At 61.5% G+C, this 24422-nt stretch carries 22 protein-coding genes; 14 read left to right on the top strand and 8 right to left on the bottom strand.

Annotated elements, in window-relative coordinates; genetic code table 11:
* Positions 1–3: 3 nt before the first annotated feature.
* Together ACJ8IL_RS05165 and ACJ8IL_RS05160 are read right to left on the bottom strand one after the other, a co-directional pair.
* Positions 4–1107, bottom strand: a complete 1104-nt coding sequence (locus ACJ8IL_RS05165; protein WP_025301950.1) for an adenosylhomocysteinase — start codon at positions 1105–1107, stop codon at positions 4–6.
* A gap of 44 nt (positions 1108–1151) precedes the next feature.
* Positions 1152–2096 carry a GlxA family transcriptional regulator gene (locus ACJ8IL_RS05160; protein ID WP_049203829.1) on the bottom strand — a complete coding sequence of 315 codons (945 nt, stop codon included), beginning with the start codon at positions 2094–2096 and terminating at the stop codon, positions 1152–1154.
* 91 nt (positions 2097–2187) lie between these two features.
* Here ACJ8IL_RS05160 and ACJ8IL_RS05155 point away from each other — a divergent pair, with 91 nt between their 5' ends.
* Both ACJ8IL_RS05155 and ACJ8IL_RS05150 read left to right on the top strand, forming a co-directional pair.
* Entirely contained in the window at positions 2188–2865 is a 678-nt protein-coding gene (locus ACJ8IL_RS05155) for a DJ-1/PfpI family protein (RefSeq protein ID WP_025301948.1), read from the top strand.
* 50 nt (positions 2866–2915) lie between these two features.
* Positions 2916–3479, top strand: coding sequence for a DedA family protein (locus tag ACJ8IL_RS05150; protein ID WP_025301947.1), 564 nt, complete (start codon positions 2916–2918; stop codon positions 3477–3479).
* A 16-nt stretch (positions 3480–3495) separates the two neighbouring features.
* Here the strand turns inward: ACJ8IL_RS05150 and ACJ8IL_RS05145 are convergent, their stop codons facing one another.
* Complete coding sequence (locus ACJ8IL_RS05145) at positions 3496–4389, bottom strand: LysR family transcriptional regulator (protein WP_025301946.1); 894 nt, start codon at positions 4387–4389, stop codon at positions 3496–3498.
* A gap of 112 nt (positions 4390–4501) precedes the next feature.
* On the opposite strand from ACJ8IL_RS05145, the gene ACJ8IL_RS05140 reads away from it, so the two are divergent.
* A complete protein-coding gene (locus tag ACJ8IL_RS05140; RefSeq protein WP_004939694.1) occupies positions 4502–4939 on the top strand; it encodes a PACE efflux transporter in 438 nt (145 codons plus the stop codon).
* A gap of 437 nt (positions 4940–5376) precedes the next feature.
* Complete coding sequence (gene ansP / locus ACJ8IL_RS05135) at positions 5377–6843, top strand: L-asparagine permease (protein ID WP_025301945.1); 1467 nt, start codon at positions 5377–5379, stop codon at positions 6841–6843.
* Positions 6844–6880: 37 nt separating this feature from the next.
* Here the strand turns inward: ansP and ACJ8IL_RS05130 are convergent, their stop codons facing one another.
* Positions 6881–7660 carry a HalD/BesD family halogenase gene (locus ACJ8IL_RS05130; protein ID WP_025301944.1) on the bottom strand — a complete coding sequence of 260 codons (780 nt, stop codon included), beginning with the start codon at positions 7658–7660 and terminating at the stop codon, positions 6881–6883.
* A gap of 116 nt (positions 7661–7776) precedes the next feature.
* Between ACJ8IL_RS05130 and ACJ8IL_RS05125 the strand changes: the two genes are divergently transcribed.
* Positions 7777–8676 (top strand): LysR substrate-binding domain-containing protein, encoded by a 900-nt coding sequence (locus tag ACJ8IL_RS05125; RefSeq protein WP_060432626.1) that lies wholly within the window; start codon positions 7777–7779, stop codon positions 8674–8676.
* 197 nt (positions 8677–8873) lie between these two features.
* The gene (locus tag ACJ8IL_RS05120) at positions 8874–10694 is read left to right on the top strand and encodes a hypothetical protein (protein WP_265536157.1); all 1821 of its coding nucleotides are present in this window, start codon (positions 8874–8876) and stop codon (positions 10692–10694) included.
* Positions 10695–10726: 32 nt separating this feature from the next.
* Here ACJ8IL_RS05120 and ACJ8IL_RS05115 read toward each other — a convergent pair whose 3' ends face one another.
* On the bottom strand, positions 10727–11479 hold the full coding sequence (locus ACJ8IL_RS05115) for an SDR family NAD(P)-dependent oxidoreductase (protein WP_060447604.1): 753 nt from the start codon (positions 11477–11479) through the stop codon (positions 10727–10729).
* A gap of 151 nt (positions 11480–11630) precedes the next feature.
* Between ACJ8IL_RS05115 and ACJ8IL_RS05110 the strand changes: the two genes are divergently transcribed.
* The 8 genes from ACJ8IL_RS05110 to ACJ8IL_RS05075 all read left to right on the top strand — a co-directional run bounded on the left by ACJ8IL_RS05110 (position 11631) and on the right by ACJ8IL_RS05075 (position 20822).
* A complete protein-coding gene (locus ACJ8IL_RS05110; RefSeq protein ID WP_261424254.1) occupies positions 11631–12395 on the top strand; it encodes an arylamine N-acetyltransferase family protein in 765 nt (254 codons plus the stop codon).
* A gap of 122 nt (positions 12396–12517) precedes the next feature.
* Entirely contained in the window at positions 12518–13147 is a 630-nt protein-coding gene (locus tag ACJ8IL_RS05105; protein ID WP_049203928.1) for a response regulator transcription factor, read from the top strand.
* Positions 13147–14688 carry an MASE1 domain-containing sensor histidine kinase gene (locus ACJ8IL_RS05100; protein WP_060447605.1) on the top strand — a complete coding sequence of 514 codons (1542 nt, stop codon included), beginning with the start codon at positions 13147–13149 and terminating at the stop codon, positions 14686–14688. Before ACJ8IL_RS05105 ends, ACJ8IL_RS05100 begins: the two co-directional genes overlap by 1 nt.
* A 60-nt stretch (positions 14689–14748) precedes the next feature.
* Positions 14749–16077 (top strand): MFS transporter family glucose-6-phosphate receptor UhpC, encoded by a 1329-nt coding sequence (uhpC, locus tag ACJ8IL_RS05095; protein WP_227257841.1) that lies wholly within the window; start codon positions 14749–14751, stop codon positions 16075–16077.
* Positions 16074–17105: an ABC transporter substrate-binding protein gene (locus ACJ8IL_RS05090; protein ID WP_043136733.1), complete on the top strand. Its 1032-nt coding sequence runs from the start codon at positions 16074–16076 to the stop codon at positions 17103–17105. Before uhpC ends, ACJ8IL_RS05090 begins: the two co-directional genes overlap by 4 nt.
* A gap of 67 nt (positions 17106–17172) precedes the next feature.
* Entirely contained in the window at positions 17173–19251 is a 2079-nt protein-coding gene (locus tag ACJ8IL_RS05085) for an ABC transporter permease (protein ID WP_147822925.1), read from the top strand.
* Between the two features lie 11 nt (positions 19252–19262).
* Complete coding sequence (gene fbpC, locus ACJ8IL_RS05080; protein ID WP_141999220.1) at positions 19263–20309, top strand: ferric ABC transporter ATP-binding protein; 1047 nt, start codon at positions 19263–19265, stop codon at positions 20307–20309.
* A gap of 246 nt (positions 20310–20555) precedes the next feature.
* Entirely contained in the window at positions 20556–20822 is a 267-nt protein-coding gene (locus ACJ8IL_RS05075; protein ID WP_004939738.1) for a hypothetical protein, read from the top strand.
* A gap of 41 nt (positions 20823–20863) precedes the next feature.
* Here the strand turns inward: ACJ8IL_RS05075 and dusC are convergent, their stop codons facing one another.
* From dusC to rhlE, 3 genes are all read right to left on the bottom strand, one after another.
* Complete coding sequence (dusC, locus tag ACJ8IL_RS05070) at positions 20864–21796, bottom strand: tRNA dihydrouridine(16) synthase DusC (RefSeq protein WP_197769989.1); 933 nt, start codon at positions 21794–21796, stop codon at positions 20864–20866.
* A gap of 84 nt (positions 21797–21880) precedes the next feature.
* On the bottom strand, positions 21881–22840 hold the full coding sequence (locus ACJ8IL_RS05065; protein ID WP_197769987.1) for a D-2-hydroxyacid dehydrogenase family protein: 960 nt from the start codon (positions 22838–22840) through the stop codon (positions 21881–21883).
* Between the two features lie 114 nt (positions 22841–22954).
* Complete coding sequence (rhlE, locus tag ACJ8IL_RS05060) at positions 22955–24334, bottom strand: ATP-dependent RNA helicase RhlE (RefSeq protein WP_025301932.1); 1380 nt, start codon at positions 24332–24334, stop codon at positions 22955–22957.
* Between the last annotated feature and the right edge of the window lie 88 nt (positions 24335–24422).

The following is a 24422-nucleotide window of genomic DNA, read 5'->3' as shown; positions in this document are numbered from 1 at the left end:
AAGTTACAGCGCCGGCTGCCAGGCCGACTGAGGCAGCAGGTACAGCCCCGGCGTTTGCCGCGCCCCGGCGCCGACGATATGGCCGATGCCGGCCGCCATCACCGCCAGCGTCACGTCGAAGGCGTTGAGGCTGTCGCCATAGCCGGCGGTCAGGTTGAACATCGAGCCATTGGCCAGCAAATAGACCGTCTTTTCATTCAGTTGGTAAGCGTTCACATAAGGCATCGGCTCGTGGTGCGGCAAGCCCTTGAGGAAGCCGACGTCGATCTCTTCCGCCACGTGGCCGACGTTGAGGATAAACACGCCGTCCTGCGCCTGTTGCAGATGCTGCGCCGAGAGCACGTTTTTCGCGCCGGTCGCGGTGGCGATCACGTCCGCCTGCGCGATCGCGCTCGCCAGATCCACCACCTGCCAGCCGTCATAACGCGCCTGCAGCGCGCGCGCCGGATCGATTTCCGCCACCATCACCTGGCCACCGTAGGCCCTGGCCGCCGCTGCCGTCCCCTGCCCGACCAGGCCGTAACCGATCACCAGCACACGCTTCTCGTGCAGCGTCAAATGGGTGGTCTGGAAGAAGGTATGCCAGGCGGTCAGCCCAACCATATGCCGATTGTGCAGCCCTTCTTTCACCGGCAGATCGTCCCAGTTGAAGATCGGATAGCGCGGCGCCACGCCGTTCAACCGGCTGATGCCCGAGCCGGTGGCCTCCAGCCCGGCGACGATCTGCGGGCCACCCGGCGACTGGTGCAGACGGGTGGTCAGATCCGCCCCCATTTCGCACAGGTGGGTCGGCCGCCAGGCCAGCGCGCGGTCGAAAGATTCCGACCATTCGCCGGCGCTCATGTCACGCCAGGCATAGGCCTGCGCGCCCCGCCGTTCCAGCCAGGCCACCACATCGTCCTGCACCGTGGTGGGATTGCAGGTGGTCAGGAAGATCGCCGCACCCTTGTCCAGCAGGCCGGCCACCAGCGGCGCCATTTTCAAATCCAGGTGCATGTTGCACGCCAGCCGCACCCCGTGCAGGTCCGGCAACGCCGCCATCGCCGCCCGGGTGCGCGGCATATGACGCGTCGCCCAGCTCAATTCGCTCTCAAAGTCCTGATACATCCGTTGCTCCTCTGATGTGCCCCGCCGCCAGGCGTGGCAAAAAATTATCCCGCGCGGCCGAGCCGGCGGATCGCCTGCGGCGACAGGCCAAAGACGCGGATAAACGCCCGTCTCATGCGTTCTGGATCGCTGAACCCCACCGAACGGGCGATCGCCTCCAGCGGCTCGGCGCTCTCTTCGACGCGTACCCTGGCCGCCTCTACCCGCAGCTGCTCGATCACCTTGGCCGGCGTCTGCCCGGTTTCGGCGCGGAACAGCCGGCCGAACTGACGCTCGCTCAGGCAGGCGGCGTCAGCCAGATCCGCTACCGACAGCGGCAAGTGCAAATGTTCGCGCGCGAACGACAGCGCTGCACGCATGCGATCCGACGACGGATTCAGCGCCAGCAGCAGCGAGTACTGCGACTGCCCGCCGGGGCGTCGGTGGTAGACCACCAGCTGCCGCGCCACGGCCGCCGCCAGGGTGGCGCCCAGATCGTCTTCGATCAGCGCCAACGCCAGATCGATGCCGGCACTGATGCCGGCCGAGGTCCAGATATCGCCATCGCGAATGAAAATGCGGTTGCTGTCGACACGGATACGCGGATAACTCTGCTGCAATCGCGCCGCGTGATACCAGTGGGTGGTGGCGCGCTTGCCGTCCAGCAAGCCGCAGGCCGCCAGAATAAACGCGCCGGTGCACACGCTGGCGATGCGGCGCGCACGCCGGCTGTGGGTTGTCAGGAACCCCGTCAGCGCCGGTGACTGCGCCGCCATCACGTTGCCGCTGCCGCCAGCCACCACCAGCGTATCGAAACGCTCGTCGCCGCATGGCTGCGTGGCGATCTCCACCCCGGCCGAGCTGGCGACCATGCCACCCTGCGGCGAAATCGCCACGCAGCGGTAGGCCGGCGGATCGGTAAACTGGTTGACGTTATCGAACGCCGCCAGCGGGCCGGCAAAGTCCAGCAGGTTGAAACCGGGAAAGACCACAAAACCGATCGTTTTCATGATGGCGCTTTTTGAGGGTTATCTGTCATATCAGCCAAAAACAGGGCGGCTATTATGGCCCAGGTCCAACGATAAAAATGAGGCGAATGTCATGTCTGAACCACTCGTGATTGTATTTCCCATCTATCAAGGCGTCACCCAACTCGACTTCACCGGCCCGCTGCAGTTTCTGCGCCGCATGCCGGGCGCGGAAATCATCGTCGCTTCGGTAGACGGCGCGGATGTCGAATCGGAAGGCTTGCACTTCACTCAGCTGCGCCCGCTGCCGGAGATCGCGCGCTGCGACGTGCTGTGCGTGCCGGGCGGCAGCGGCTGCACCCAGGCATTACAGGATGAAGCATTCATGCGGCAAATCCGTCGGCTGGGCACCGATGCTCGCTACCTGACCTCGGTGTGTACCGGTTCGCTGATCCTAGCCGCCGCCGGGTTATTGCTGGGTAAACGCGCCGCCTGCCACTGGTCTATGCGCGATAGCCTGAAGCTGTTCGGCGCCATACCCAGCGCTGCTCGCGTAGAACGCGACGGCAACGTAATCAGCGGCGGCGGCGTCACCGCCGGCATCGATTTCGCGCTGGCGCTGATCGCCGAACTGCACGGCGAAGACACCGCTCAGACGATCCAACTTTATCTGGAATACGCCCCGGCCCCGCCGTTCGAGGGCGGCACGCCGGAACTGGCCCCGCCGCACATTTACGCCAAGGTACAGGCACAAATGGCGGAAAGCCTGGCGCGGCGCAGAGCGTTGGTGGCCCAAATCGCCCAAGGCTAGCGATCGGGCGTATACTTGCCCTTATGCGTCAGCCACATAAGGAGTAAGGAATGACCGATTTGGCCCACTACATTACGGACTACGGTTACTGGGCGTTGTTTATCGGCTGCCTGGCGGAAGGGGAGACCATCACGCTGCTGGGCGGCATCGCCGCCCACGAAGGGCTGCTGCACTGGCCGTGGGTGATCGCGGTGGTGGCGCTGGGCGGCATGATGGGAGACCAGTTGCTGTACTTCGCCGGCCGCCGGTTTGAAGGCCGCGTCATCTCGCGGCTCAAGGGACAGGAAAAGCGCATCGCGCGCGCCAGAAGGCTGATCGCTCGCCACCCGATGCTGTTCGTTATCGGGGTGCGCTTTATGTACGGTTTCCGCATCATCGGCCCGGTGCTGATCGGCGCCAGCCGCCTGCCGCCGTCGCGCTTCGTACCGCTCAATATCCTCGGCGCTATTTTATGGGCGACGATCTTCGTCATGCTCGGTTATTTTGGTGGCCAGGCGATCGAACGCTTCGTTACCGGCTTCGACAAAAAACTCTCCGGCCTGCTGTTTGTCGCGCTGGCGATCGCCGCCATCCTGCTGGTGCGTTTCTGGTGGCGTAAACGCCACCCGGAGTAAGCAAACGCAGCGGGCGTCAGCTTTCCTGCGGCGCCGTGCGCATCAGCTCGACCAGCTCGCGCGCCGCCTTGTCCAACGGGCGGTTCTTCAGCCAGATCAAATGCATCGGCAAGCGCAGTTCGTTCTTGGTATTTTTGAATTTCAGCCGCACCAGCCGCCCCTGCGCCAGCAGCGGCTCGGCCAGCGACAGCGGGAAATTTCCCCACCCCAGCCCCGCCTCCACCATGTTCAGCGCCATCGGTAGGCTGTCGGTGCGCCAATACGCCTCCGCCACCTGCGGACGCAGATCGCCGATCGGCAGATCGCGGCTGGCCACCATGATCTGCCGCACGTTGACCAGATCTTCGAGAAACAGCTCACCCGCCGCGCCGTCCAGCGCCGGATGCTGCGGCGACAGCATCGCCACCAGCGATTCCGCGCCGACGAAGTGAAACTGTTCCGCGCTGTTGACGTTCAGCCCGCCGAACGCCAGACAAACGCCGATGCGCTCCTGATGCAGCATGTGCAGCACGTCGTCCTGCGGCGCGCTGAGCACTTCAATGTTCAGCAGCGGATAACGCTGCGACAGCGTTTTCACCGCCGCCAGCAGGCCGGCGCCGTTAATATCCGACGCCACGCCGATCGAAAGCCGGCTCTCCAGCCCCTGGGATAGCTCGATGGCGTGCACCTGCAGCTGCTTGAGCTGCCCGGCGATCAGGCGGGCGTGCGGCGCCAGGGCCAGCGCCAGCGCGGTCGGCGTCGGTTCGCGGTGAGAACGGTCGAACAAGGCGAAACCGAGCTCCGCCTCCATGTTGGCGATGCCCATGCTGACCGCAGACGGTACGCGCCGCAACGCGCGGGCGGCGGCGGAAAATGAGCCGCGGTCGAGCACCGCCAAAAACAGTTCGATGTTGTCGCTGGAAAAATTCATCGCTCAACCTGTCAGAAAAACTGACAGCTCCTGACTTTTTCTATCAATGTGATTGACGTTATCTTAGCCGCCGTCGCCACAGAGGCAACTAAAAACAGATAGGGAGAAAACGATGCAAGGCGTCAAACGCAAACTGGTGTATGTCACCGCTTATGAAATCATCGGCATGGCGATCTCGGCGCTGGGGCTGGCGCTGCTGTCGGGCCATGCGCCAAGCAGCACCGGGCCGCTGGCGGTGGTGATCACCACCATCGCGGTAAGCTGGAACTTTATTTACAACTATTTATTCGAGTGGTGGGAAAGCCGCCAGGTGTCGCGCACCCGCACGCTCAAACGCCGCATTTTGCACGCCGTCGGCTTTCAGCTGACGCTGGTGGTGTATCTGATCCCGCTGATCGCCTGGTGGATGGGCATCACGCTGTGGCAGGCGCTGCTGCTGGATATGGCGCTGATCGTCATCATTCCTTGCTACACCTTCCTGTTTAACTGGGCGTTCGACAAGCTGTTCGGCCTGCCGGCTTCGGCTCTGCCGGCCGGTGAATCCGCCTAAGCCTGCTCCTCGTCCGATTCGCCTGCGCACGCTCATTGCCGCGCAGGCGCCATCGCTTTATTTTCCGCCCGCCTTCCCCCCTCACGCCAAATAACCTCCAAATCCCTTTAATTTGCACGGTAATTATTATTCTGTGATTTCAATCACTTTTATCGTTCGATATTTCCGTGTTGATAATGAGACTCATCTTACTGAATAATATGCGCTTTTGTTTTCAGTTTAAAAAATACACACCATTGTTCACACTTTGTACGCAGGTTTTTTTGCCACATTTATCGGGAAACGGTAGCATGCCACGCCGTTATTTAATGGCGGCTGTATACACAATAAACAGCGGAATGATGCCACGACCTCATTCTCATTACGATTGTTAATGGCAATCGTTTGCTCTGCAGCTCAGAGCGGAGTTCATCATAGACAGGTAAACAGGACGGATAATGCACTCACAAAAAAAGTCGGCGGATGACAAACACGCCGCCAGAAGACGCTGGCTAGACTCTCATGAATCCGGTTATCACAAAAGCATGGGCAACCGGCAAATCCAAATGATCGCCATCGGTGGCTCCATCGGTACCGGCTTGTTCCTCGGTACCGGCGGCCGTCTCGAGTTGGCCGGGCCGGCGCTGGCGCTGGTCTACCTGGTGTGCGGGATTTTCTCTTTCTTCATCCTGCGCGCGCTGGGCGAACTGGTGCTGCATCGCCCTTCCAGCGGCAGCTTCGTTTCTTACGCCCGCGAGTTTCTCGGTGAGAAAGCCTCTTACGTCGCCGGCTGGATGTATTTCCTCAACTGGGCGATGACCGGCATCGTCGACATCACCGCGGTGGCGCTATATATGCACTACTGGGGCACCTTTGCCGACGTGCCGCAGTGGCTGTTTGCCCTCGGCGCGCTCGGCATCGTCGCCACCATGAACATGATCGGCGTGAAGTGGTTCGCCGAGATGGAGTTCTGGTTCGCGCTGATCAAGGTCGTCGCTATCGCGCTGTTCCTGATTGTCGGCGTCGTCTTCCTCGGCACCGGCACCCCGGTCGCCGGCCACACCACCGGCATGCACCTGATCACCGAAAACGGCGGCATGTTCCCGCACGGCCTGCTGCCGGCGCTGGTGCTGGTGCAAGGGGTGATCTTCGCCTTCGCCGGCATCGAGCTTATCGGCACCGCCGCCGGCGAGTGTAAAGATCCGGCTAAAATGATGCCCAAAGCGATCAACAGCGTGATCTGGCGTATCGGTCTGTTCTACGTCGGCTCCGTGGTGCTGCTGGTGCTGCTGCTGCCGTGGAACGCCTATCAGGCAGGCCAAAGCCCGTTCGTGACCTTCTTCAGCAAGCTGGGCGTGCCTTACATCGGCACCATCATGAACATCGTGGTGTTGACCGCCGCGCTGTCCAGCCTCAACTCCGGCCTCTATTCCACCGGCCGCATCCTGCGTTCACTGGCGATGGGCGGCTCCGCGCCGAAGCTGATGGCTAAAATGAGCAGCCAGCAGGTGCCTTACGCCGGCATCCTGGTTACCTGCGGCATCTACGTGATCGGCGTGGTGCTCAACTACCTGGTGCCGTCGCGGGTTTTCGAGATCGTGCTAAACATCGCTTCGCTGGGCATCATCGCCTCCTGGGCGTTTATCATCGTTTGCCAGATGCGCCTGCGCAAAGCCGTGCGCGAAGGCCGTGCGCAGCCGGTATCGTTCAGAATGCCGGGCGCGCCGTTCACCTCCTGGCTGACACTGGCGTTCCTGCTGGTCGTCGTGGTGATGATGGCGTTCGATTATCCGAACGGCACCTGGACCATCGCCACCATTCCGGTGCTGGCGGTGCTGCTGACGCTGGGCTGGTTCGGCCTGCGCAAGCGCGCGCAGGAAGTGAAGCGGGAGCAGCAGGCTCACGAAGAGCAGAACCCGCACTGAATCGACAAACCGCCCTCCGGGGCGGTTTTTTTATCCGCTATAACCGGCCGTAAAACGTCATTCTGGCGCTTTCCGACAGCATGACATCCGGCTGCGCATTGTAGGCCAGCACCACCAGCATGCGCGTGGTGTCGCCTTCGGTCGGCGTCACCCGGTGCATGGCGTTGCGCCCGCGAAACAGCACTAAATCCCCCTCCTCCATCGCCAGCTGTTTGACCGCCCGCTCACCGTCCAGCACCTGCGTGACCCCGGCATAGTTCATCTCGCCGCGGTCGGCGTCGCGCAGGTTCTCCACGTATTCGAAACGGCCGCCCCCCTGCGGTTTCTGGATCAGCAGCGTGATGGCGAATGAGGAGTTGTCAAAATGCCAGCCCAGTTCCTGACCGGTGTGGGCGTAATGCAGGTTGATCGACGACAGCCGATCGGCGTAGGGATACAGCTGCGCCTCATCCAACACCGCGCAGAGAAACTCGCGAAACGCCGGAGCATCGTACAGCGCACGCAGCGGCGACTGCGATGGGATATCCTCGTCGGTAATGCAGCCCTTGGATGACACCACCAGCCGGTTGCGCGCATGGTCGGCCGGCAGCGCGTCGTCCTGCGGCCGTAGATACACGTTGTGTTTGCTGCTGGCGTAAAACGCCGCGTGGTGCTGTTCGGCACCTTCCAGCCTTACCGTCGCCAGCGCGGCGGGGCGCAGAAATCCCGGCAGCACCAGCGCGCCGGCGCGCGCCAGCGTTTGCCTGCAACGGGCGCGGAATGCGGCGTCGTCGATGGGATGGGCGGACAGATCGATAATATCGGCAAGTTGCGGCATGACGTTCCCCTCGTGTGCGATAGCCGGATGCTTCTCACTGTAGCGAATGGCGCATTGCCGCCATAACAAAAATACGTTATGGATAAGCTAACGAATTCTTAGCGATAGTCCTGCCCATGCCGCCACCGTCCCGTGCTCGCCTGCCCAAGCTGAGCGCCATTCTGGCGTTCGAAACCGCCGCTCGCACCGGCAGCCTGGCCCGTGCGGCGGATGTGCTGGCGCTGACCGCCGCCGCCGTCAGCCAGCAAATCCGCCAGCTCGAACAGCATCTGGGCATCACGCTGTTCATTCGCGCCAAAAGCGGCGTCACGCTGACCGAACAGGGCGCGGACTACCTGGCCTACGTGCAGGAGGCGTTCGAAACGCTACGCGTGGCGCAGCAGCACGTCGAACGCCAGCGCGGCAAACAGGCGCTGACGGTGTTCGCCCTGCCGGCGCTGGCGTCTAAATGGCTGAATCCGGCGCTGGGCGACTGGCTGGCGCAGTGCCCCGACGGCGATTTGCGGCTGCACGCCACCCATGCGGCGGTCGATTTCGCCCATTCGGCGGCGGATTTCGCCCTGTGCTTCGGCGATCAGGATTACCCGCTGCTGGAAAAGGTGCAGCTGTTTCAGGATTGGGTGCAGCCGGTGTGCAGCCCGGCGCTGCGCGAGTGCGGCGACTGGACGCAGCTGCCGCTGATCCACGTCGATTGGGGCAAGGAGAGCCAGTTTTTGCCGGGCTGGCACGAGTGGTTCACCGCCGCCGATCGGCCGCCGCCGCCGCGGCGCGGGCTAACCTATAACCTGACGTCACTGGCCATCGACGCCGCCGTGCAAGGGCGCGGGGTGCTGCTCGGCCAGCGGCGGCTGATCGCCCGTGAACTGGCGGAAGGCCAGCTGGTCACCCTGGCCGAACCGGCGCTGCGGCTCAGCAAACCCTACTACGTAGTTTACCCGCCGCGCACGCTGGAAAAACCCGGCGCAGCGGCGTTTCTGGCCTGGTTGCAAACCCTCGTATCTACAGACCAAACCTGAACCCCGGCGGCGATGTTTGCTGGCGTCAGGCACAACCCTGAACGCTTAAGCCTCTCACCTCAGCCTGTTAATTTATCTCTGCCGACCGGGATCGCGAACCGATTCGCCCTTCGGCCACAATGTCATTTCCCTATGCCGCCGCCCCTGCAATCGCCATATTGCATCGGCCTCTTATTGTCCAAAACGAGGGCTATTCCATGATTTCATTAAATGATTACGCCAACCTGCGCAGCTATGCCGGTAGCGAAACCGCGGTGATGCTCGAAAACCGCTACCATCACGGCGTATTTACCCGAGACGATGCGGATACCACCAGCCAGGACAACGGCGTCACCCTGCTCGTCGACGCGCAAAACCGCCGCTGGAAGCGCATCATCAATGACGGCGATTACAGCATCGATTGGTGGCACCTGCCGGGCGATGAACTGGATTACTCGCTGACCATTACCCGCGCGTGCAACTTCTTGCAGGTCAAAGGCGAAGAGTGGTGGCAGTTGCCTATCCCAACGACCCCGGCGGGGATTACTCTGGTTGGCCCCGGCGGCGTTCGCTCTTGTAAAACCACCGCGAACCTGAAGCTGTGGAAAAACGCCGTCGATTTTAAGGGCACCATTCTGGACTTCAGCGGCGCCACCAACATCGAGTGCGTACGCGTGCAATATTCGCTGGGAGCGCCGGCGATTTATAACCTGCGCATCGTGGGTGCCCCTGGCGCGGCGGCCAACCTGCGCGGCCTGTGCGTCTACAGCGATGCCTCAAACATGCACGGCCTGCCGGCCTGCCAACTGCTGGTGCAAAACGTCTGGCTGACCAACCTGTATAAAGGCATCGTCTTTGGCAATAACGCCTATATTCAGAGCTGGCATAGCATCATGGTGCGCGGCTGCTTCTGGCCGATCTGGTCTGAAACCACCGCTAACGCCGGCGAAAAAATCGTCTTCTACAAATGCCTGTTCGGCGACAGCAGAAACTATTATCAGGGGGTGCATGCCTTGGCCTTCCGCGATTGTTCATTCGACTACAGCGGCTTTAGCAATGAAACCGAACAGTTGGCCAATACCGACTATGGTTTGTTCGACCTTAAGGGCGGCACGCTGGACTTCAAAAATTGCCACTTCGAATGGGGCAACGCCAATTGCCGCAACTACCGGCCGGTCTTTACCAGCAACAACGGCGGTACGGTAAAAATCAAAGACAGCCAATGGCACAGCGTGATGACCAACAACACCGATGCCGGCAGCAACGTGCCCTACCAATACGTCGAGTATTTCTTCTTCGATAAGTCCAGCGATCTGAGCGGAAAATGTTATATCGACGGTTTCGATCTGGTGAACGCCGACATTAAAAAAGGCTGGTCCAACAACCATATTGAGATGAAAAAGATCGTCGCGCCCGGCTACATCAACATGTGGCGCCTGCTCTATCTGGGCGATGGCGTCAACCATCTGCCGGAGCCGAGCTGGAAAGAGAGCGGCGCGCTGGCATTGAATAACGTCTATACCTTCGGCGGCGCACGCCTCTCGCAAACGGAGACCGCCGATCTGGCGGTGACGCTGCAAAACGGCGTGCTGACCGCCACCACCAAAACGGCGACGACAACGGACAAACGCGTCGAGATCTACTTCCCAATCGCGAAAAACGATCTGGTACTGTGGCGCGCCACGCTGGCAAACCTGAAAGGCCAGAGCAGCCTTGATGTCACCATCGGCACTTACCAAGGCAAGTATGTCCTGAATGGCGATGCCGGCGTCACTACCCTACTTGAAAAAGCTTGCCAGTGGGGGCGCACCGGCACGGTAACGCCGGCCGCTTCGGCAACGATGACCTCGGATCGCATCACTGCGCTTAACTCGTCGGAATATTTGCCGTTGCCTGAGGGCTATGTCAATTATGCCCGCATCGCCATCGTGCTGAAAAACTTTGTCGGCAGCGCCGCTCAGCCCACCTCGGTGGACATCACCCAACTGTTGTGTCAAAAGATCGACATCGTCTCCCGCAACCCGCGTAAATCCTGGTAACCGAACGGGCCCCGTCAGGGGCCTGTTTGCCATTAACGCGCGGTATAACCGCCGTCGATGCTGTAAAACGCGCCGGTGGTGAAACTGCTGTCGTCCGAAAGCAGGAAAGCCACCGTTTTCGCCACCTCTTCCCGCGTCGCCATCCTCCCCATCGGGTGCGAAGCGGCCATCTGCGCCCGCGCCGACGCTGGCAGTTTCCCCATCGCTGGCGTATCCACATAGCCCGGCCCGACGGCATTAACGCGCACGCCGCGCGTGGCGAATTCCAGCGCCGCCGAGCGTGTCAGGCCCAGCACGCCATGCTTGGCGGCGGTATAAGGTGCGATCCCGGCAATGCCCACCACGCCGTTGGCGGAAGAGAGGTTCACCACCGCCCCGCCGCCGCCGGCGACGATCGCCGGCAGGCCGTACTTCATGCCGAAAAACGTGCCGCTCAGGCAGGTGGCGATCACCTCGTGCCAATCGTCGACCGCGTACCGATCGATATCCACCTCGTGCGGGCCGGTGATCCCGGCGTTGTTGACCAGTAGATGCAGCGCGCCGCAGCGCCGCACGATCTCTTCAATACCCTGCCGCACCGACGGCGCATCGCGCACGTCCATCCGCAACGTCATCACCCGTCGGCCGTCGGGATCGAGCCGCGCGGCGGCGGCGGCGAGAGGCACTGCGTGGCGGCCGGTCATCACCACCGTGGCGCCGCGCCGAAACAGCTCGCCGGCGATCGCTTCGCCAATGCCGGTGGACGCGCCGGTCACCAGCGCCACCCGATGTTTGAAATCTTGCATAGCCGTTCTCCTGCAACGTTGAACTCAGGGGAACAGGCTAGCGCCGGCAAGTGACAGTTTGCGGCAGCAGCGACAGCGCAGCACGTAATGCGCTCACAAACGCCGCAAAGCCCGCTATTTTATGCCTACTTTTTCTCATGCGAGACACCCTGTGGATACCCAACGCTACCTGCAGCATATCGGCTTTGCCGGCACCGCCCGCCCTGACCTCCCCACGTTGCAACAGCTGCACCATCGCCACATGCTGAGCGTCCCGTTCGAGAACCTGAGCATTATTTATCATCAGGGCATTCAGCTGGCGCCCGAAACGCTGTTCAGCAAGGTGGTCGAGCGTAACCGCGGCGGTTTCTGCTATGAGCTGAACACGCTGTTCGCCCTGCTGCTGCGGGAGATCGGTTTCAAGGTGAGCTTCATCTCCGGCGAGATCCGCGCGCGCGACGGCCATTTCGGCCCGCCCTACGACCATCTGGCGCTGCGGGTGGATCTGGCGGGCCAGGCCTGGCTGGTGGATGTCGGTTTCGGCGATTCCTTCCTGACGCCGCTCAAAATCGTCGCCGCCGAGCCGCAACCGCAGGCCAGCGGCACCTTCCACCTGGAGCAGGAAGGTGAGTATTACCTGCTGGAGCGCCGCAACGGCGACCAACGCTCGCATGCCAAAACCCTGTATCGCTTTACCGTTCAGCCGCGTGAATTGCCTGAGTTCGACGAGATGTGCCACTTCCACAGCACTTCGCCGCAGTCGCATTTCACCCAACGCCTGGTGTGCTCACGGCCGACGGAGCACGGCCGGGTGACCCTCAGCGACATGAAGCTGATCGTGACCGAAGATCACCAGCGCCACGAAACGACGCTGCATTCGGAAGAGGAACGCCGCGCCGCGCTGTGGCAGCATTTCGCCATCGATTTGGATCGTTGACGACGCCGGTGGCGCCCTTTTATTACGATTCTGTTACATCGATTGCATAACCGCGCTTGGCTGATTGCCAGCACCGCGGCGGCAGGCATCATAGGGTCATGATTCGGCAACAGAGTGCGAAAATGATCCGTGTGATACTGGTGGATGACCATGTGGTGGTGCGCTCCGGCTTTGCGCAATTGCTCAGCCTCGAGGACGATATCGACGTGGTGGGGCAATACAGCAGCGCGGCGGCGGCCTGGCCGGCATTGCTGCGCGACGACGTCAGCGTCGCGGTGATGGACATCGCCATGCCGGATGAAAACGGCCTGAGCCTGTTGAAACGCCTGCGGGCGCAGAAGCCGCAGTTCCGCGCAATCATCCTCAGCATCTATGACTCACCCACCTTCGTGCAGAGTGCGCTGGACGCCGGCGCCAGCGGCTATCTGACCAAACGCTGCGGGCCGGAAGAACTGGTGCAGGCGGTGCGCTCCGTCGAGATGGGCGGCCATTACCTGTGCGCCGACGCGCTGCGGGCGCTGCGCGGCGGCGAGCAGCCGGCCACGGCGCTGGAAGTGCTGACCCCGCGCGAGCGTGAAATATTCGATCTGCTGGTCAGAGGTGATAGCGTAAAGGAGATCGCTTTCAAGCTCGATCTCAGCCATAAAACGGTACACGTACATCGCGCCAACGTCCTGGGCAAGCTGCAGTGCAACAGCACCATTGAGCTGGTGCATTTCGCCCTCGAACATCAGCTGCTGGCGGGGCATTGATGTCACTCCGCTCACGGCGCTGGGTTATCTCGCTGTTTATCCTGTTGGCCTGGGGCAGTGGCTGGCTGATGCTGTGGACGCTCGGCTTCTATCTGACCCACAACGGCAATCAGGCAGCGCTGTTTCTGTCTCACGGCGTCTATCTCGCGCTGCTGATCTTGCTGGCGCGCCGCTATTGGCCCGCTCTGATAATACCGCCGGTGCTGCTGCTGTTCTGGCTGCACGGCGAACGCCTGCTGAGCGGCTACGGCCTGCTGGCCGCGCCGTTCATCACCCTGCTCCCGGCCGCGCTCGCGCAGCGATTCTGGCGCCGTTTTCCGCTCTACTGGCAGCGGCTGACGCTGCTGCTGGCTACCGTGACCGCCGCCTCGCTGCTCAATACCGCCCTGCTGTCGCCTTTCGCGCACAGCCCGGCGATGTTGCTCGGCCTGGCGTCGTTTACCGGCGGCGTTTTGCTGACCCCGTTCGTCTACCTGATCTTTGAATTTCTGCGCCAACAGCACCGTTACCACCTGCTGGGGCTGGACACCACCAATCCGCCGCTGCGCGCCTCCTTAATCATCTGGTGCAGCCTGTTTTTCGTTATCGGCATCGGTACGCAGATGGTGCTATCGCCGGAAATCGAGCGCCTGCTGCTGATCGTGGTGTTTTTGCCGAACGTGGTGATGGCGTGGAAGTTCGGTTGGCAGGGCGGCGTGTTGTCCGGCCTGCTCGGCAGCATGATGATCACCCTCGCCCGGCAGGTCGGCGTGGGGTTCGGCAATCTGGTCGAGCTGGAAATCTTTCTGGCGACGCAGGCGCTGCTCGGCATCGGCCTGGGCATCGCCATCAGCCGCCAGCAACACCTGGCGCAAAACCTGCACCATTATCGCCGACGCCTGGAAGAAGAGCTGGCGGCGCGGCGGGCGCTGACCGAAAAACTGATCCACACCGAAGAAGACACGCGAAAAAACCTGGCGCGCGAGCTGCACGATGAAATCGGCCAGAACATCACCGCGATTCAAATCCAGTCGCAGCTGGTCAAGCGGGCGCGCGATCCGGCGCAAACCCAGGCCGCCGCGAACCAGATAGCCGATCTCGCCCGGCGCATTCATCACTCCACGCGCCAGCTGCTGCGCCAGCTTCGCCCGCCCGCGCTGGACGAGCTGGCGTTCAAAGACGCGCTTCACCACCTGCTGAATGAATTCGCCTTTAGCGAACGGGGCATCCGTTGCCATTTCGACTACCGACTCATCGACACGCCCGCCGGCGAGACGGTGCGCTTCACCCTCTACCGGCTGCTGCAAGAGCTGCTCAACAACGTGTGCAAACACGCCGAAGCCAGCGAAGTCGCCATCGTCTTGTATCAACAGGGTGAGCTTTTGCACCTCGAGGTGCGGGACAACGGCATCGGCATCCGTGCGGACAAGGAGCCTGGCTTCGGCATTCAGGGGATGCGCGAACGGGTCAGCGCACTCGGCGGCGAACTGACGCTGGAAACGCAGCGCGGCACCCGGGTAATTGTTAACCTGCCCACAAATTTGCAACAAACCGCCGACTAACTAGGAAAAAGTCTTAGCCACTCCGGACTTTCTCTCATCCCCTTTCCCTTTCACCTTCTTATAGTCAGCACCAGGGAGGCGGCTATGCAAGCACGCTCGGCATCTGAAATCGATCATCGTTACCGCGCGCTGCGCCCGCGACTGCTGCTGTATATGGTCATCGGGTACGCCGCCTTTTACCTGACGCGCAAAAGCGTGAATTACGTGCTGCCGGCGCTGCAAACGGATTTGGGGCTGGATAAAGGGGACATTGGCCTGCTCGGCTCGCTGTTTTATCTGAGCTACGGCCTGTCGAAATTCGCCGCCGGGTTGTGGCACGACGGCCATGGGCAGCGCGGGTTTATGGGGATCGGCCTGTTCGCCACCGGTTTGCTGAACGTGGCGTTCGCCTTCGGCGAATCGCTGACGCTGCTGCTGGCGGTCTGGGCGCTGAACGGCTTCTTTCAGGGCTGGGGCTGGCCGCCCTGCGCGCGGCTGCTGACCCACTGGTATTCGCGCAATGAGCGTGGCTTCTGGTGGGGCTGCTGGAATATGTCGATCAACCTCGGCGGCGCGATCGTGCCGTTGATCAGCGCCTTCGCCGCCCAGCGCTGGGGCTGGCAGGCGGCGATGTTGATCCCGGGGGCCGTCAGCATGGTACTGGGCATCTGGCTCACGCGGCAGCTGACAGGCACGCCGCAGGAAGAAGGCCTGCCGTCGGTCGGCCAGTGGCGCCACGATCCGCTGGAGCTGCGCCAGGAACAGCAAAGCCCGCCGATGGGGCTGTGGCAGATGTTGCGCACCACGATGCTGAAGAACCCGATGATCTGGCTGCTCGGCGTCTCTTACGTGCTGGTCTACCTGATCCGCATCGCGTTGAACGACTGGGGCAACCTGTGGCTGACGGAAAGCCACGGCGTCAACCTGCTCAGCGCCAATGCGACGGTGATGCTGTTCGAGATAGGCGGCCTGCTCGGTGCGCTGTTCGCCGGCTGGGGTTCGGATGTGCTGTTCGGCGGGCAGCGCGCGCCGATGATTTTGCTGTTCACGCTCGGGCTGATGGTTTCCGTCGCCGCGCTGTGGCTGGCGCCGGTGCATCACTACGCGCTGCTGGCGGGCTGTTTTTTCGCGGTGGGCTTCTTTGTCTTCGGCCCACAGATGCTGATTGGCCTCGCCGCCGTGGAATGCGGGCACAAAGGCGCCGCGGGCTCCATCACCGGCTTTCTCGGCCTGTTCGCCTATCTGGGGGCGGCGCTGGCGGGCTGGCCGCTGTCGCGGGTTATCGAAGGCTATGGCTGGTCAGGCATGTTCAGTTTGCTGTCGATCGCCGCCGTTCTTATGGGTTTATTGCTGATGCCGCTGCTGATGGCGAGCGTTACCACCTCTACCGAGAGAAGGATAAAACAATGAAAAAAACGTGGGTCACTACCCTGATAGCATCCGGCATCGCGTTGGCCACGCTGAGCGGCGCCGCGCACGCCAAGGGCCGCCTGGTGGTTTACTGCAGCGCCACCAATGAAATGTGCGAAGCGGAAACCAAAGCCTTCGGCGAGAAATATGACGTGAAAACCGCGTTTATCCGCAACGGTTCCGGCAGCACGCTGGCAAAAGTGGACGCCGAGAAGAAGAACCCGCAGGCGGACGTCTGGTACGGCGGCACGCTCGATCCGCAATCCCAGGCCGGTGAAATGGGGCTGCTGCAACCGTACAAATCGCCCAACCTCGAACAAGTCATGACGCAATTCCGCGATCCAGCCAAGCTGAAAGGCAACTACTCCTCGGCGGTCTACGTCGGCATTCTCGGCTTTGGCGTCAATACCCAGCGCCTGAAAGAGAAAAACCTGCCGGTGCCCAAGTGCTGGAAAGACCTGACCAAACCGGAATACAAAGGCGAGATTCAAATCGCCGATCCGCAAAGTTCCGGCACCGCCTACACCGCGCTGGCGACCTTTGCCCAACTGTGGGGAGACGATCAGGCGTTCGATTACCTCAAGCAGCTGAACGCCAACGTTTCGCAGTACACCAAGTCCGGCATTGCCCCGGCGCGCAACGCCGCCCGCGGTGAAACGGCGATCGGCATCGGTTTCCTGCATGACTACTCGCTCGAAAAAGAACAGGGCGCGCCGCTTGAGCTGATCTCGCCGTGTGAAGGCACCGGCTACGAAATCGGCGGCGTCAGCATCCTCAAAGGCGCGCGCAACCTCGATAACGCCAAACTGTTCGTGGACTGGGTGCTGTCGAAAGAGGCGCAGGAGCTGGCGTGGAAGAAAGGCAAATCCTATCAGATCCTGACCAACACCACCGCCGATACCTCGCCGAACTCGCTGAAGCTCGACGATCTGAAACTGATCAACTACGACATGGACAAGTACGGCTCGACCGAGGTCCGCAAGGCGCTGATCAATAAATGGGTCAGCGAAGTCAAGATGGGTAAATAAACCCACATTCTGCGCCTGTTGCCGGGTAAGCTTCACGCCTTACCCGGCCTGAACATCCGGGAAACTTATGTCACATACACATGCACTCCATCTCGTGAAAAAACGAGATGCGATATTCCTTTGGGTTTTGCTTGGCTGGCTGGCGTTCGCCCTGCTGCCGAGCTGGAGCCTGGATTACGGCCTGCTGGAATCCACCAGCGATGAAATCCTCGCGGCCTACGGCTGGTCACACCGCAATATCAGCTGGCTTTGGTGCCTGCTGCCGAGCCTGCTGCTGCTGCGTCCTTACGCTGCGGCGGGCCGTGAGCAGCGGCGTCGCCACGCGTTCGATGCCGGCTGGGCGCTGCTGTGCATGGCCTTTATCGTCGTCAGCGCCACGGTGGCGGGACGCGGCTTAGGCTACGCCACCCTGGTGCAATTGACCGCGCTGGGCGCCATCATGACGCTAGCGCTGACCCGCCTCGACTGGCTGGGCGGCGACCGTTTCGTTATCGGTGCGCTGGTCACCATCGTAGCGCTGATCGGCGTCTTCATCGTCTGGCCGAGCATCGCGATTTTCATTCCGATGTTCACCGACCAGACGGGGGCATTCGCGCCGCTGGCGTTTATGAACGTGCTGTCGCAGGCGCATATCGTTCAGGTGATCCTCAACTCCATCGCCCTGTCGATCGCGGTGGGTGCCGGCTGCACCTTCTTCGGCCTGGTGCTGGCGATTTACACCACCCGCATCGCCAAGCGCAGCGCCATTATCGGCCGCATCTTCTCCATCCTGCCCATCGTCACGCCGCCGTTCGTCGTCGGCCTGGGCGTCACGCTGATGATGGGGCGTTCCGGCTACGTCACCGAGTGGATGGTGGCCTGGTTCGGCCTGACCAACACCAACTGGCTGTACGGTTTTACCGGCATCTGGCTGGCGCAGGTGCTGGCGTTCACGCCGATGGCGTTCATGATCCTCGACGGCGCGATCAAGACCATTCATCCTTCGCTGGAAGAGGCCTCCTACACCCTGCGCGCCAGCCGTTGGCAAACCTTTAACGGCGTGTTCGTGCCGCTGCTGAAACCGGCGCTGGCCAACGCGTTTCTGATCGTGGTGGTGCAATCGCTGGCCGACTTCAGCAACCCGCTGGTGCTCGGCGGCAACTTCGACGTGCTGGCGACGCAAATCTATTTCTACATCACCGGCTCGCAGCTCGACTATCAGGCCGCCAGCACCCTCGGCGCCTTCCTGCTGCTGTTCTCGCTGCTAGTGTTCTGCATCCAGTACCTGTGGATCGGCAAGCGTTCCTACGTCACCGTGTCCGGCAAATCCTACCGCGGCGACGTACAGCCGCTGCCGGTCACGCTGGTGTGGGGCGTGATCGCGTTGCTGGCGGTGTGGGTAGCCTTTAATGCCCTGCTTTACGGCAGCATTTTCTACGGCAGCTTCACCGTCAACTGGGGAGTGGACTACACGCTGACGCTGGATAACTTCATCAAGCTGTTCGGCCAGGGCATGAGCGACGGCGCGTGGCCTTCGCTGCTCGACACGCTGCTGTACGCCGGGATCGCCGCGCCGATCACCGCCGCGTTCGGTCTGCTGATCGCCTGGATCGTGGTGCGCCAGCAGTTCAAGGGCAAAAAGACCATCGAGTTCACCACCATGCTGTGCTTTGCGGTGCCGGGCACCGTGGCCGGCGTCTCTTACATTCTCGCCTTCAACAGCGCGCCGGTGTACCTCACCGGGACGGCCGCCATCGTGATTATCTCGATGGTGATGCGCAACGTGCCGGTAGGCATTCGCGCCGGGATCGCCGGGCTGGGCCAGATAGACAAATCGCTGGACGAAGCCTCGCTCAGCCTGCGCGCCGGCTCGCTGCGCACCATCACGCACATCCTGCTGCCGCTGCTGCGCCCGGCGATCCTGTCGGCGCTGATCTACAGCTTCGTGCGCGCCATCACTACCGTCAGCGCCATCGTCTTCCTGGTCACCCCCGATACCCGCGTGGCCACCGCCTACATCCTCAACCGCGTGGAAGACGGCGAATACGGCGTAGCGATCGCCTACGGTTCAATTCTGATCGTGGTGATGCTGGCGATTATTTTCCTCTTTGACTGGCTGATCGGCGAGGCACGCATCTCCCGTTCAAAAGCCAAAAACCAGGCGTAATGGAGCCCATGATGAGCCAGAAAAATTTCGTTGAACTGCGTAACGTCTCCAAACGGTTCGGCAGCAACACGGTAATCGATAACATCACGCTCACCATCCCACGGGGGCAAATGGTGACGCTGCTCGGCCCTTCCGGCTGCGGCAAGACCACCATTTTGCGCCTGGTGGCCGGGCTGGAGAAACCGAGCGACGGGCAGATATTCATTGATGGTGAAGACGTTACCCATCGTTCCATCCAGCAGCGTGACATCTGCATGGTGTTTCAGTCTTATGCCCTGTTCCCGCATATGTCGCTGGGGGAGAACGTCGGCTATGGGCTGAAGATGCTCGGCATTCCGCGCGCCGAAGTGAAAGCGCGCGTGCAGGAAGCGCTGGCGATGGTGGATCTGGCGGGGTTCGACGATCGCTATGTCGATCAGATCTCCGGCGGTCAACAGCAGCGCGTGGCGCTGGCGCGCGCGCTGATCCTCAAGCCGAAAGTGCTGCTGTTCGACGAGCCGTTGAGCAATCTCGACGCCAACCTGCGCCGCAGCATGCGCGAAAAGATCCGCGAGCTGCAAAAGCAGTTTGATATCACTTCGCTGTACGTTACCCACGATCAGAGCGAGGCTTTCGCGGTCTCCGACACCGTGCTGGTGATGAACAAGGGCCATATCATGCAGATGGGCTCGCCGCAGGATCTCTATCGGCAGCCGGCGTCGCGCTTTATGGCGAGCTTTATGGGGGACGCCAACCTGTTCCCGGCCGGCTTCAGTGCCGATCATGTCGATATCAGCGGCTACCGCCTGCCGCGCCCCGCGCACTTTGCCGCCGAAGGCGCCGGCACGGTGGGCGTGCGACCGGAGGCGATCACGTTGAGTGAGCATGGCGATGAAAGCCAGCGCTGCGTGATCCAACATGTCGCCTACATGGGGCCGCAGTATGAGGTGACGGTGGCATGGCACGGGCAGCAGATTTTGCTGCAGGTTAACGCCACCCGCCTGCAGCCGAACGTCGGCGAGCAGTATTATCTGGAAATTCACCCCTACGGCATGTTTATGCTGGCGGATGCGGCATAATAAGCATCACCCTTAAGCGTTAGAATAACGGCCATCTCGCGTGTGATGGCCGTAAATAACCGCCAAAAATACCGTATTTATCTATTTTTACAATTCTACCCAAGTCCTTGTTCAGCCGAATAATAAACACACCCACACTCACAACAAAATAACCATTCAGGCCACCCAGGGTGATATTTTTATTTAGATAGGGTAAGCTTAATCCCGCAGTCGAAATTATTTAACGGCCAACTCAAGGAGAAATTCATGAGCAACAATGCAAACGCACAGGCGCAGCTGGATAATTTACGCAACGTCGCTTCCCAGCTGAAGGAAATGCGCCACTATGCGCAGGCGAATACCGAGACGCTCTCCGCACACTGGCTGGCCTTCGATCAGGGGGAATGCAAAAATAAGGCGTTCGCCGAAGCCATTAACGACCTGTTGAATAAACAGGGCGCCTGCCTGGAAGGGCTGGAAAAAACCATTCAGGATATCGAGATAGAATTAAATCGTCTTGATAAAGCCGCCTGATAATACATATTTAAATAAACCCGCCGAGCGCGGGTTTATTTTTAGCTGCGGCAGATGACACGCGCAATATCCCCTGACGTCGTCAGCGCGCGTATTTCGCTGAACAGTTCGGTAGCTTCGTCATATTCTTTACGCAAATAGCCCAGCCACTGTTTGATGCGCGCCACGTGATACAGGCCGGTGTCGCCCTGCTTTTCCAGATGGACGTATTTTTGCAGCAGCTCAACCACCTGCGGCCAGGGCATACGCGGTTCGTTATACTTCACCACCCGGCTCAGGTTCGGCACGTTGAGCGCGCCGCGCCCCAGCATGATGGCGTCGCAGCCGGTCGCCTGCAGGCAATCCTGCGCGCTCTGGTAATCCCAGATCTCGCCGTTGGCGACAACCGGGATGCTCAGCCGCTGACGGATCTCACCGATCGCCGCCCAGTTGATGCGATCCGCCTTGTAACCGTCCTCTTTGGTGCGGCCGTGCACCGTCAGTTCGCTGGCGCCCGCCTGCTGCACCGCATCGGCGATTTCAAAGCTGCGGCTGGAGGAATCCCAGCCCAGACGCACCTTCACCGTGACCGGCAGATGGGCCGGCACCGCCGCGCGCATCGCTTTGGCGCCCTGGTAGATCAATTCCGGATCTTTGAGCAGCGTCGCCCCGCCGCCGCTGCCGTTCACCAGCTTGGACGGGCAGCCGCAGTTGAGATCGACGCCGTAAGAGCCCAATTCCACCGCGCGCGCGGCGTTCTCCGCCAGCCACTGCGGGTACTGCCCCAGCAGCTGTACCCGCACCAGCGTGCCCGACGGCGTGCGGCTGGCGTGACGCAGCTCCGGGCACAGCCGGTAGAACGACTTGGCCGGCAGCAGCTGATCGACCACGCGCAAAAATTCGGTGATGCACAGATCGTAGTCGTTCACTTCGGTGAGTAATTCACGCACCAAAGAGTCGAGAACGCCCTCCATCGGAGCCAATAATACGCGCATGACCAATCCCAGCTAAAAAAAGACCCGCAATGATACGGGTGAATGCCCGCGCCAGACAAGCCTCTGCGGGCATTAAAAACGCCATCAGCCCAGCCGACGGATCGGTTGACCGGCGAGAAACGCCGCAATGTCCTCGACCGCCTCGGTGAAGTAGGCGCGGTAGTTATCGTCCGCCACGTAACCCACATGCGGCGTCGCCAGCACGTTGGGCAGTTGACGAAACACATCGTCGGCCGGCAGCGGCTCCGTCTCGAACACGTCCAGCCCGGCGCCGGCAATCTTCCGCTGTTGCAGCACGTCCACCAGCGCCGCCCGATCGACGATCCCCGCGCGCGAGGTGTTGATCAGGTAAGCGGTGGGTTTCATCGCCGTCAATTCGTCCCGCCCTACCAGCCCGCGGCTGCGATCGCTCAGCACCAGGTGAATGGAGACAAAATCGCTCTGCTCGAACAGCGCCCGTTTGGACGGTGCCAGCAGGGCGCCCTCCTGCGCTGCCCGTTCCGCCGTCAGGTTCTGGCTCCAGGCCAACACCCGCATGCCGAACGCCTGTGCCACCTTGGCCATTTGGCCGCCGATCTTGCCCAACCCCAGCAGCCCCAGCGTCTTGCCCTGCAGGGTGACGCCGAGATCCCGTTGCCACGGACCGTTGTTTTGCAGCCCGACGCTTTCCGGCACGATATGCTTCGCCAACCCGAGCAGCAGCGCCCAGGTCAGCTCCATCGGCGCCGCCGATCCGCTGCTGGTACCGCATACCACCACGCCGCGCTCGGCGGCGGCGGCCAAATCGATAGAAGCGTTGCGCATGCCGGAGGTGATCAGCAGCTTCAGCTTCGGTAGCCGCGCCAGCAGCGAGGCAGTCATCGGCGTGCGTTCGCGCATGATGACCAGAATGTCGCACTCCTGCAGATGCACCGCCAGCTCCGTCTCATCGGTAAAGTGCGCGCTGATGGCGGACACCTCCACCCGATCGGCCAGCGCCGACCAGTCCGCCATCTTGAGCGCCACCTGCTGGTAATCATCGAGAATTGCGCACTTCAATTTCATCTCCGTCTCCTGGAATGTAGGGTTAGCCACCGTCCAGCCTAGTACGAAAATGCCGTTCCGCCAGGCAAAAAAAAAGCCGCCCGTATCGGCGGCTTACTCTTTGAGCAATCAGGCTTATTCGGCCGGCTTGCGACTACGTGGACGACGCGAGGCCGGCGCGCCGGAACGGCGTTGACCGTCCCCCTGCGGGCGAGCGTTACCGTTACCGTTGCCACGGTTTTCACGCTGGCCGCCGTTCGCGTTACCGCTGCGCTGACCGCCGCCGTTACCGGAACGCTGGCCACCGCCGTTGCCGCGCGGCGCGCCGCGTCCGCCGCCCTGGCGGCCGTTGATGATCGGCTCGGCCTTGATGGTCGGATCCGGCTCGTAGCCCGGCAGCGCAATGCGCGGAATTTCACGCTTCAGCAGACGCTCGATGTCGCGCAGCAGCTTGTGTTCATCCACGCACACCAGCGAGATAGCTTCACCGGTGCGTTCCGCGCGGCCGGTGCGGCCGATGCGGTGCACGTAGTCTTCCGGCACGTTAGGCAGCTCGTAGTTCACCACGTGCGGCAGCTGGTCGATATCCAGACCGCGCGCCGCAATGTCGGTCGCCACCAGCACGCGGATGCGGCCGTCTTTAAAATCGGCCAGCGCACGGGTACGGGCACCCTGGCTCTTGTTGCCGTGGATCGCCGCAGCGGTGATGCCGTCTTTGTTCAGCTGTTCCGCCAGGTGGTTGGCGCCATGCTTGGTGCGGGTAAAGACCAGCACCTGTTTCCAGTCGCCTTCGCCGATCATCTGCGACAGCAGTTCCCGCTTACGCTTCTTGTCGACGAAGTGCACGCTCTGCTCGATCTGCTCGGACGCGGTATTGCGGCGCGCCACTTCCACCGAGGCCGGGTTATGCAGCAGTTTGTTGGCCAGCGCCTTGATGTCGTCGGAGAAGGTTGCGGAGAACAACAGGTTCTGGCGCTTGGCCGGCAACTTGGCCAGCACGCGACGGATGTCGTGGATAAAGCCCATGTCCAGCATGCGGTCCGCTTCGTCCAGCACCAGAATTTCGATTTTGGACAGGTCAACCGCGTTCTGATGTTCCAGATCCAGCAGACGGCCCGGCGTCGCCACCAGGATATCGACGCCGCCGCGCAGCTTCATCATCTGCGGGTTGATGCTCACGCCGCCAAACACCACCAGCGAACGCAGGCGCAGGTGTTTGCTGTAGGCCTCGACGTTTTCGCCGATCTGCGCCGCCAGCTCACGGGTTGGCGTCAGGATCAGCGCGCGCACCGGGCGACGGCCTTTGACCGGATGGTCATGCTTGCTCAGCAGCTGCAACAGCGGCAGGGTAAAACCGGCGGTTTTACCGGTGCCGGTCTGAGCGCTGGCCATCAGGTCACGACCTTCCAGCACGACAGGGATAGCCTGACGCTGGATTGGCGTCGGTTCGCGATAGCCCTGTTCTTCAACAGCGCGCACAATTTCAGCACTTAAGCCGAGGGTTTCAAATGACATAAAGAGAAAAACTCCAGATCCCCCCTAACCTAACGGTGTTCGGTGCAGTTTCCTGGGAGGATGATCAGACGGGGCATTAAGCATGACC

It is taken from the genome of Serratia sp. CY47444, assembly GCF_052168635.1.
In the GTDB taxonomy this organism is placed as follows: domain Bacteria; phylum Pseudomonadota; class Gammaproteobacteria; order Enterobacterales; family Enterobacteriaceae; genus Serratia; species Serratia bockelmannii.
Note: the sequence above shows the minus strand (reverse complement) of the source record. Positions and strands in the feature narration are given on the sequence as shown.

Bases quoted from the DNA above. Each gene is read 5' to 3' on its own strand.
- ACJ8IL_RS05155 (WP_025301948.1), top strand. From the start codon at position 2,188: ATGTCTGAACCACTCGTGATTGTATTTCCCATCTATCAAGGCGTCACC.
- ACJ8IL_RS05160 (WP_049203829.1), bottom strand. From the start codon at position 2,096: ATGAAAACGATCGGTTTTGTGGTCTTTCCCGGTTTCAACCTGCTGGAC.
- ACJ8IL_RS05090 (WP_043136733.1), top strand. From the start codon at position 16,074: ATGAAAAAAACGTGGGTCACTACCCTGATAGCATCCGGCATCGCGTTG.
- ACJ8IL_RS05165 (WP_025301950.1), bottom strand. From the start codon at position 1,107: ATGTATCAGGACTTTGAGAGCGAATTGAGCTGGGCGACGCGTCATATG.
- ACJ8IL_RS05075 (WP_004939738.1), top strand. From the start codon at position 20,556: ATGAGCAACAATGCAAACGCACAGGCGCAGCTGGATAATTTACGCAAC.
- ACJ8IL_RS05120 (WP_265536157.1), top strand. From the start codon at position 8,874: ATGATTTCATTAAATGATTACGCCAACCTGCGCAGCTATGCCGGTAGC.
- ACJ8IL_RS05140 (WP_004939694.1), top strand. From the start codon at position 4,502: ATGCAAGGCGTCAAACGCAAACTGGTGTATGTCACCGCTTATGAAATC.
- ACJ8IL_RS05115 (WP_060447604.1), bottom strand. From the start codon at position 11,479: ATGCAAGATTTCAAACATCGGGTGGCGCTGGTGACCGGCGCGTCCACC.
- ACJ8IL_RS05150 (WP_025301947.1), top strand. From the start codon at position 2,916: ATGACCGATTTGGCCCACTACATTACGGACTACGGTTACTGGGCGTTG.
- rhlE (WP_025301932.1), bottom strand. From the start codon at position 24,334: ATGTCATTTGAAACCCTCGGCTTAAGTGCTGAAATTGTGCGCGCTGTT.
- ACJ8IL_RS05130 (WP_025301944.1), bottom strand. From the start codon at position 7,660: ATGCCGCAACTTGCCGATATTATCGATCTGTCCGCCCATCCCATCGAC.
- ACJ8IL_RS05125 (WP_060432626.1), top strand. From the start codon at position 7,777: ATGCCGCCACCGTCCCGTGCTCGCCTGCCCAAGCTGAGCGCCATTCTG.
- ACJ8IL_RS05065 (WP_197769987.1), bottom strand. From the start codon at position 22,840: ATGAAATTGAAGTGCGCAATTCTCGATGATTACCAGCAGGTGGCGCTC.
- ACJ8IL_RS05100 (WP_060447605.1), top strand. From the start codon at position 13,147: ATGTCACTCCGCTCACGGCGCTGGGTTATCTCGCTGTTTATCCTGTTG.
- fbpC (WP_141999220.1), top strand. From the start codon at position 19,263: ATGAGCCAGAAAAATTTCGTTGAACTGCGTAACGTCTCCAAACGGTTC.
- ansP (WP_025301945.1), top strand. From the start codon at position 5,377: ATGCACTCACAAAAAAAGTCGGCGGATGACAAACACGCCGCCAGAAGA.
- ACJ8IL_RS05105 (WP_049203928.1), top strand. From the start codon at position 12,518: ATGATCCGTGTGATACTGGTGGATGACCATGTGGTGGTGCGCTCCGGC.
- dusC (WP_197769989.1), bottom strand. From the start codon at position 21,796: ATGCGCGTATTATTGGCTCCGATGGAGGGCGTTCTCGACTCTTTGGTG.
- ACJ8IL_RS05145 (WP_025301946.1), bottom strand. From the start codon at position 4,389: ATGAATTTTTCCAGCGACAACATCGAACTGTTTTTGGCGGTGCTCGAC.
- ACJ8IL_RS05085 (WP_147822925.1), top strand. From the start codon at position 17,173: ATGTCACATACACATGCACTCCATCTCGTGAAAAAACGAGATGCGATA.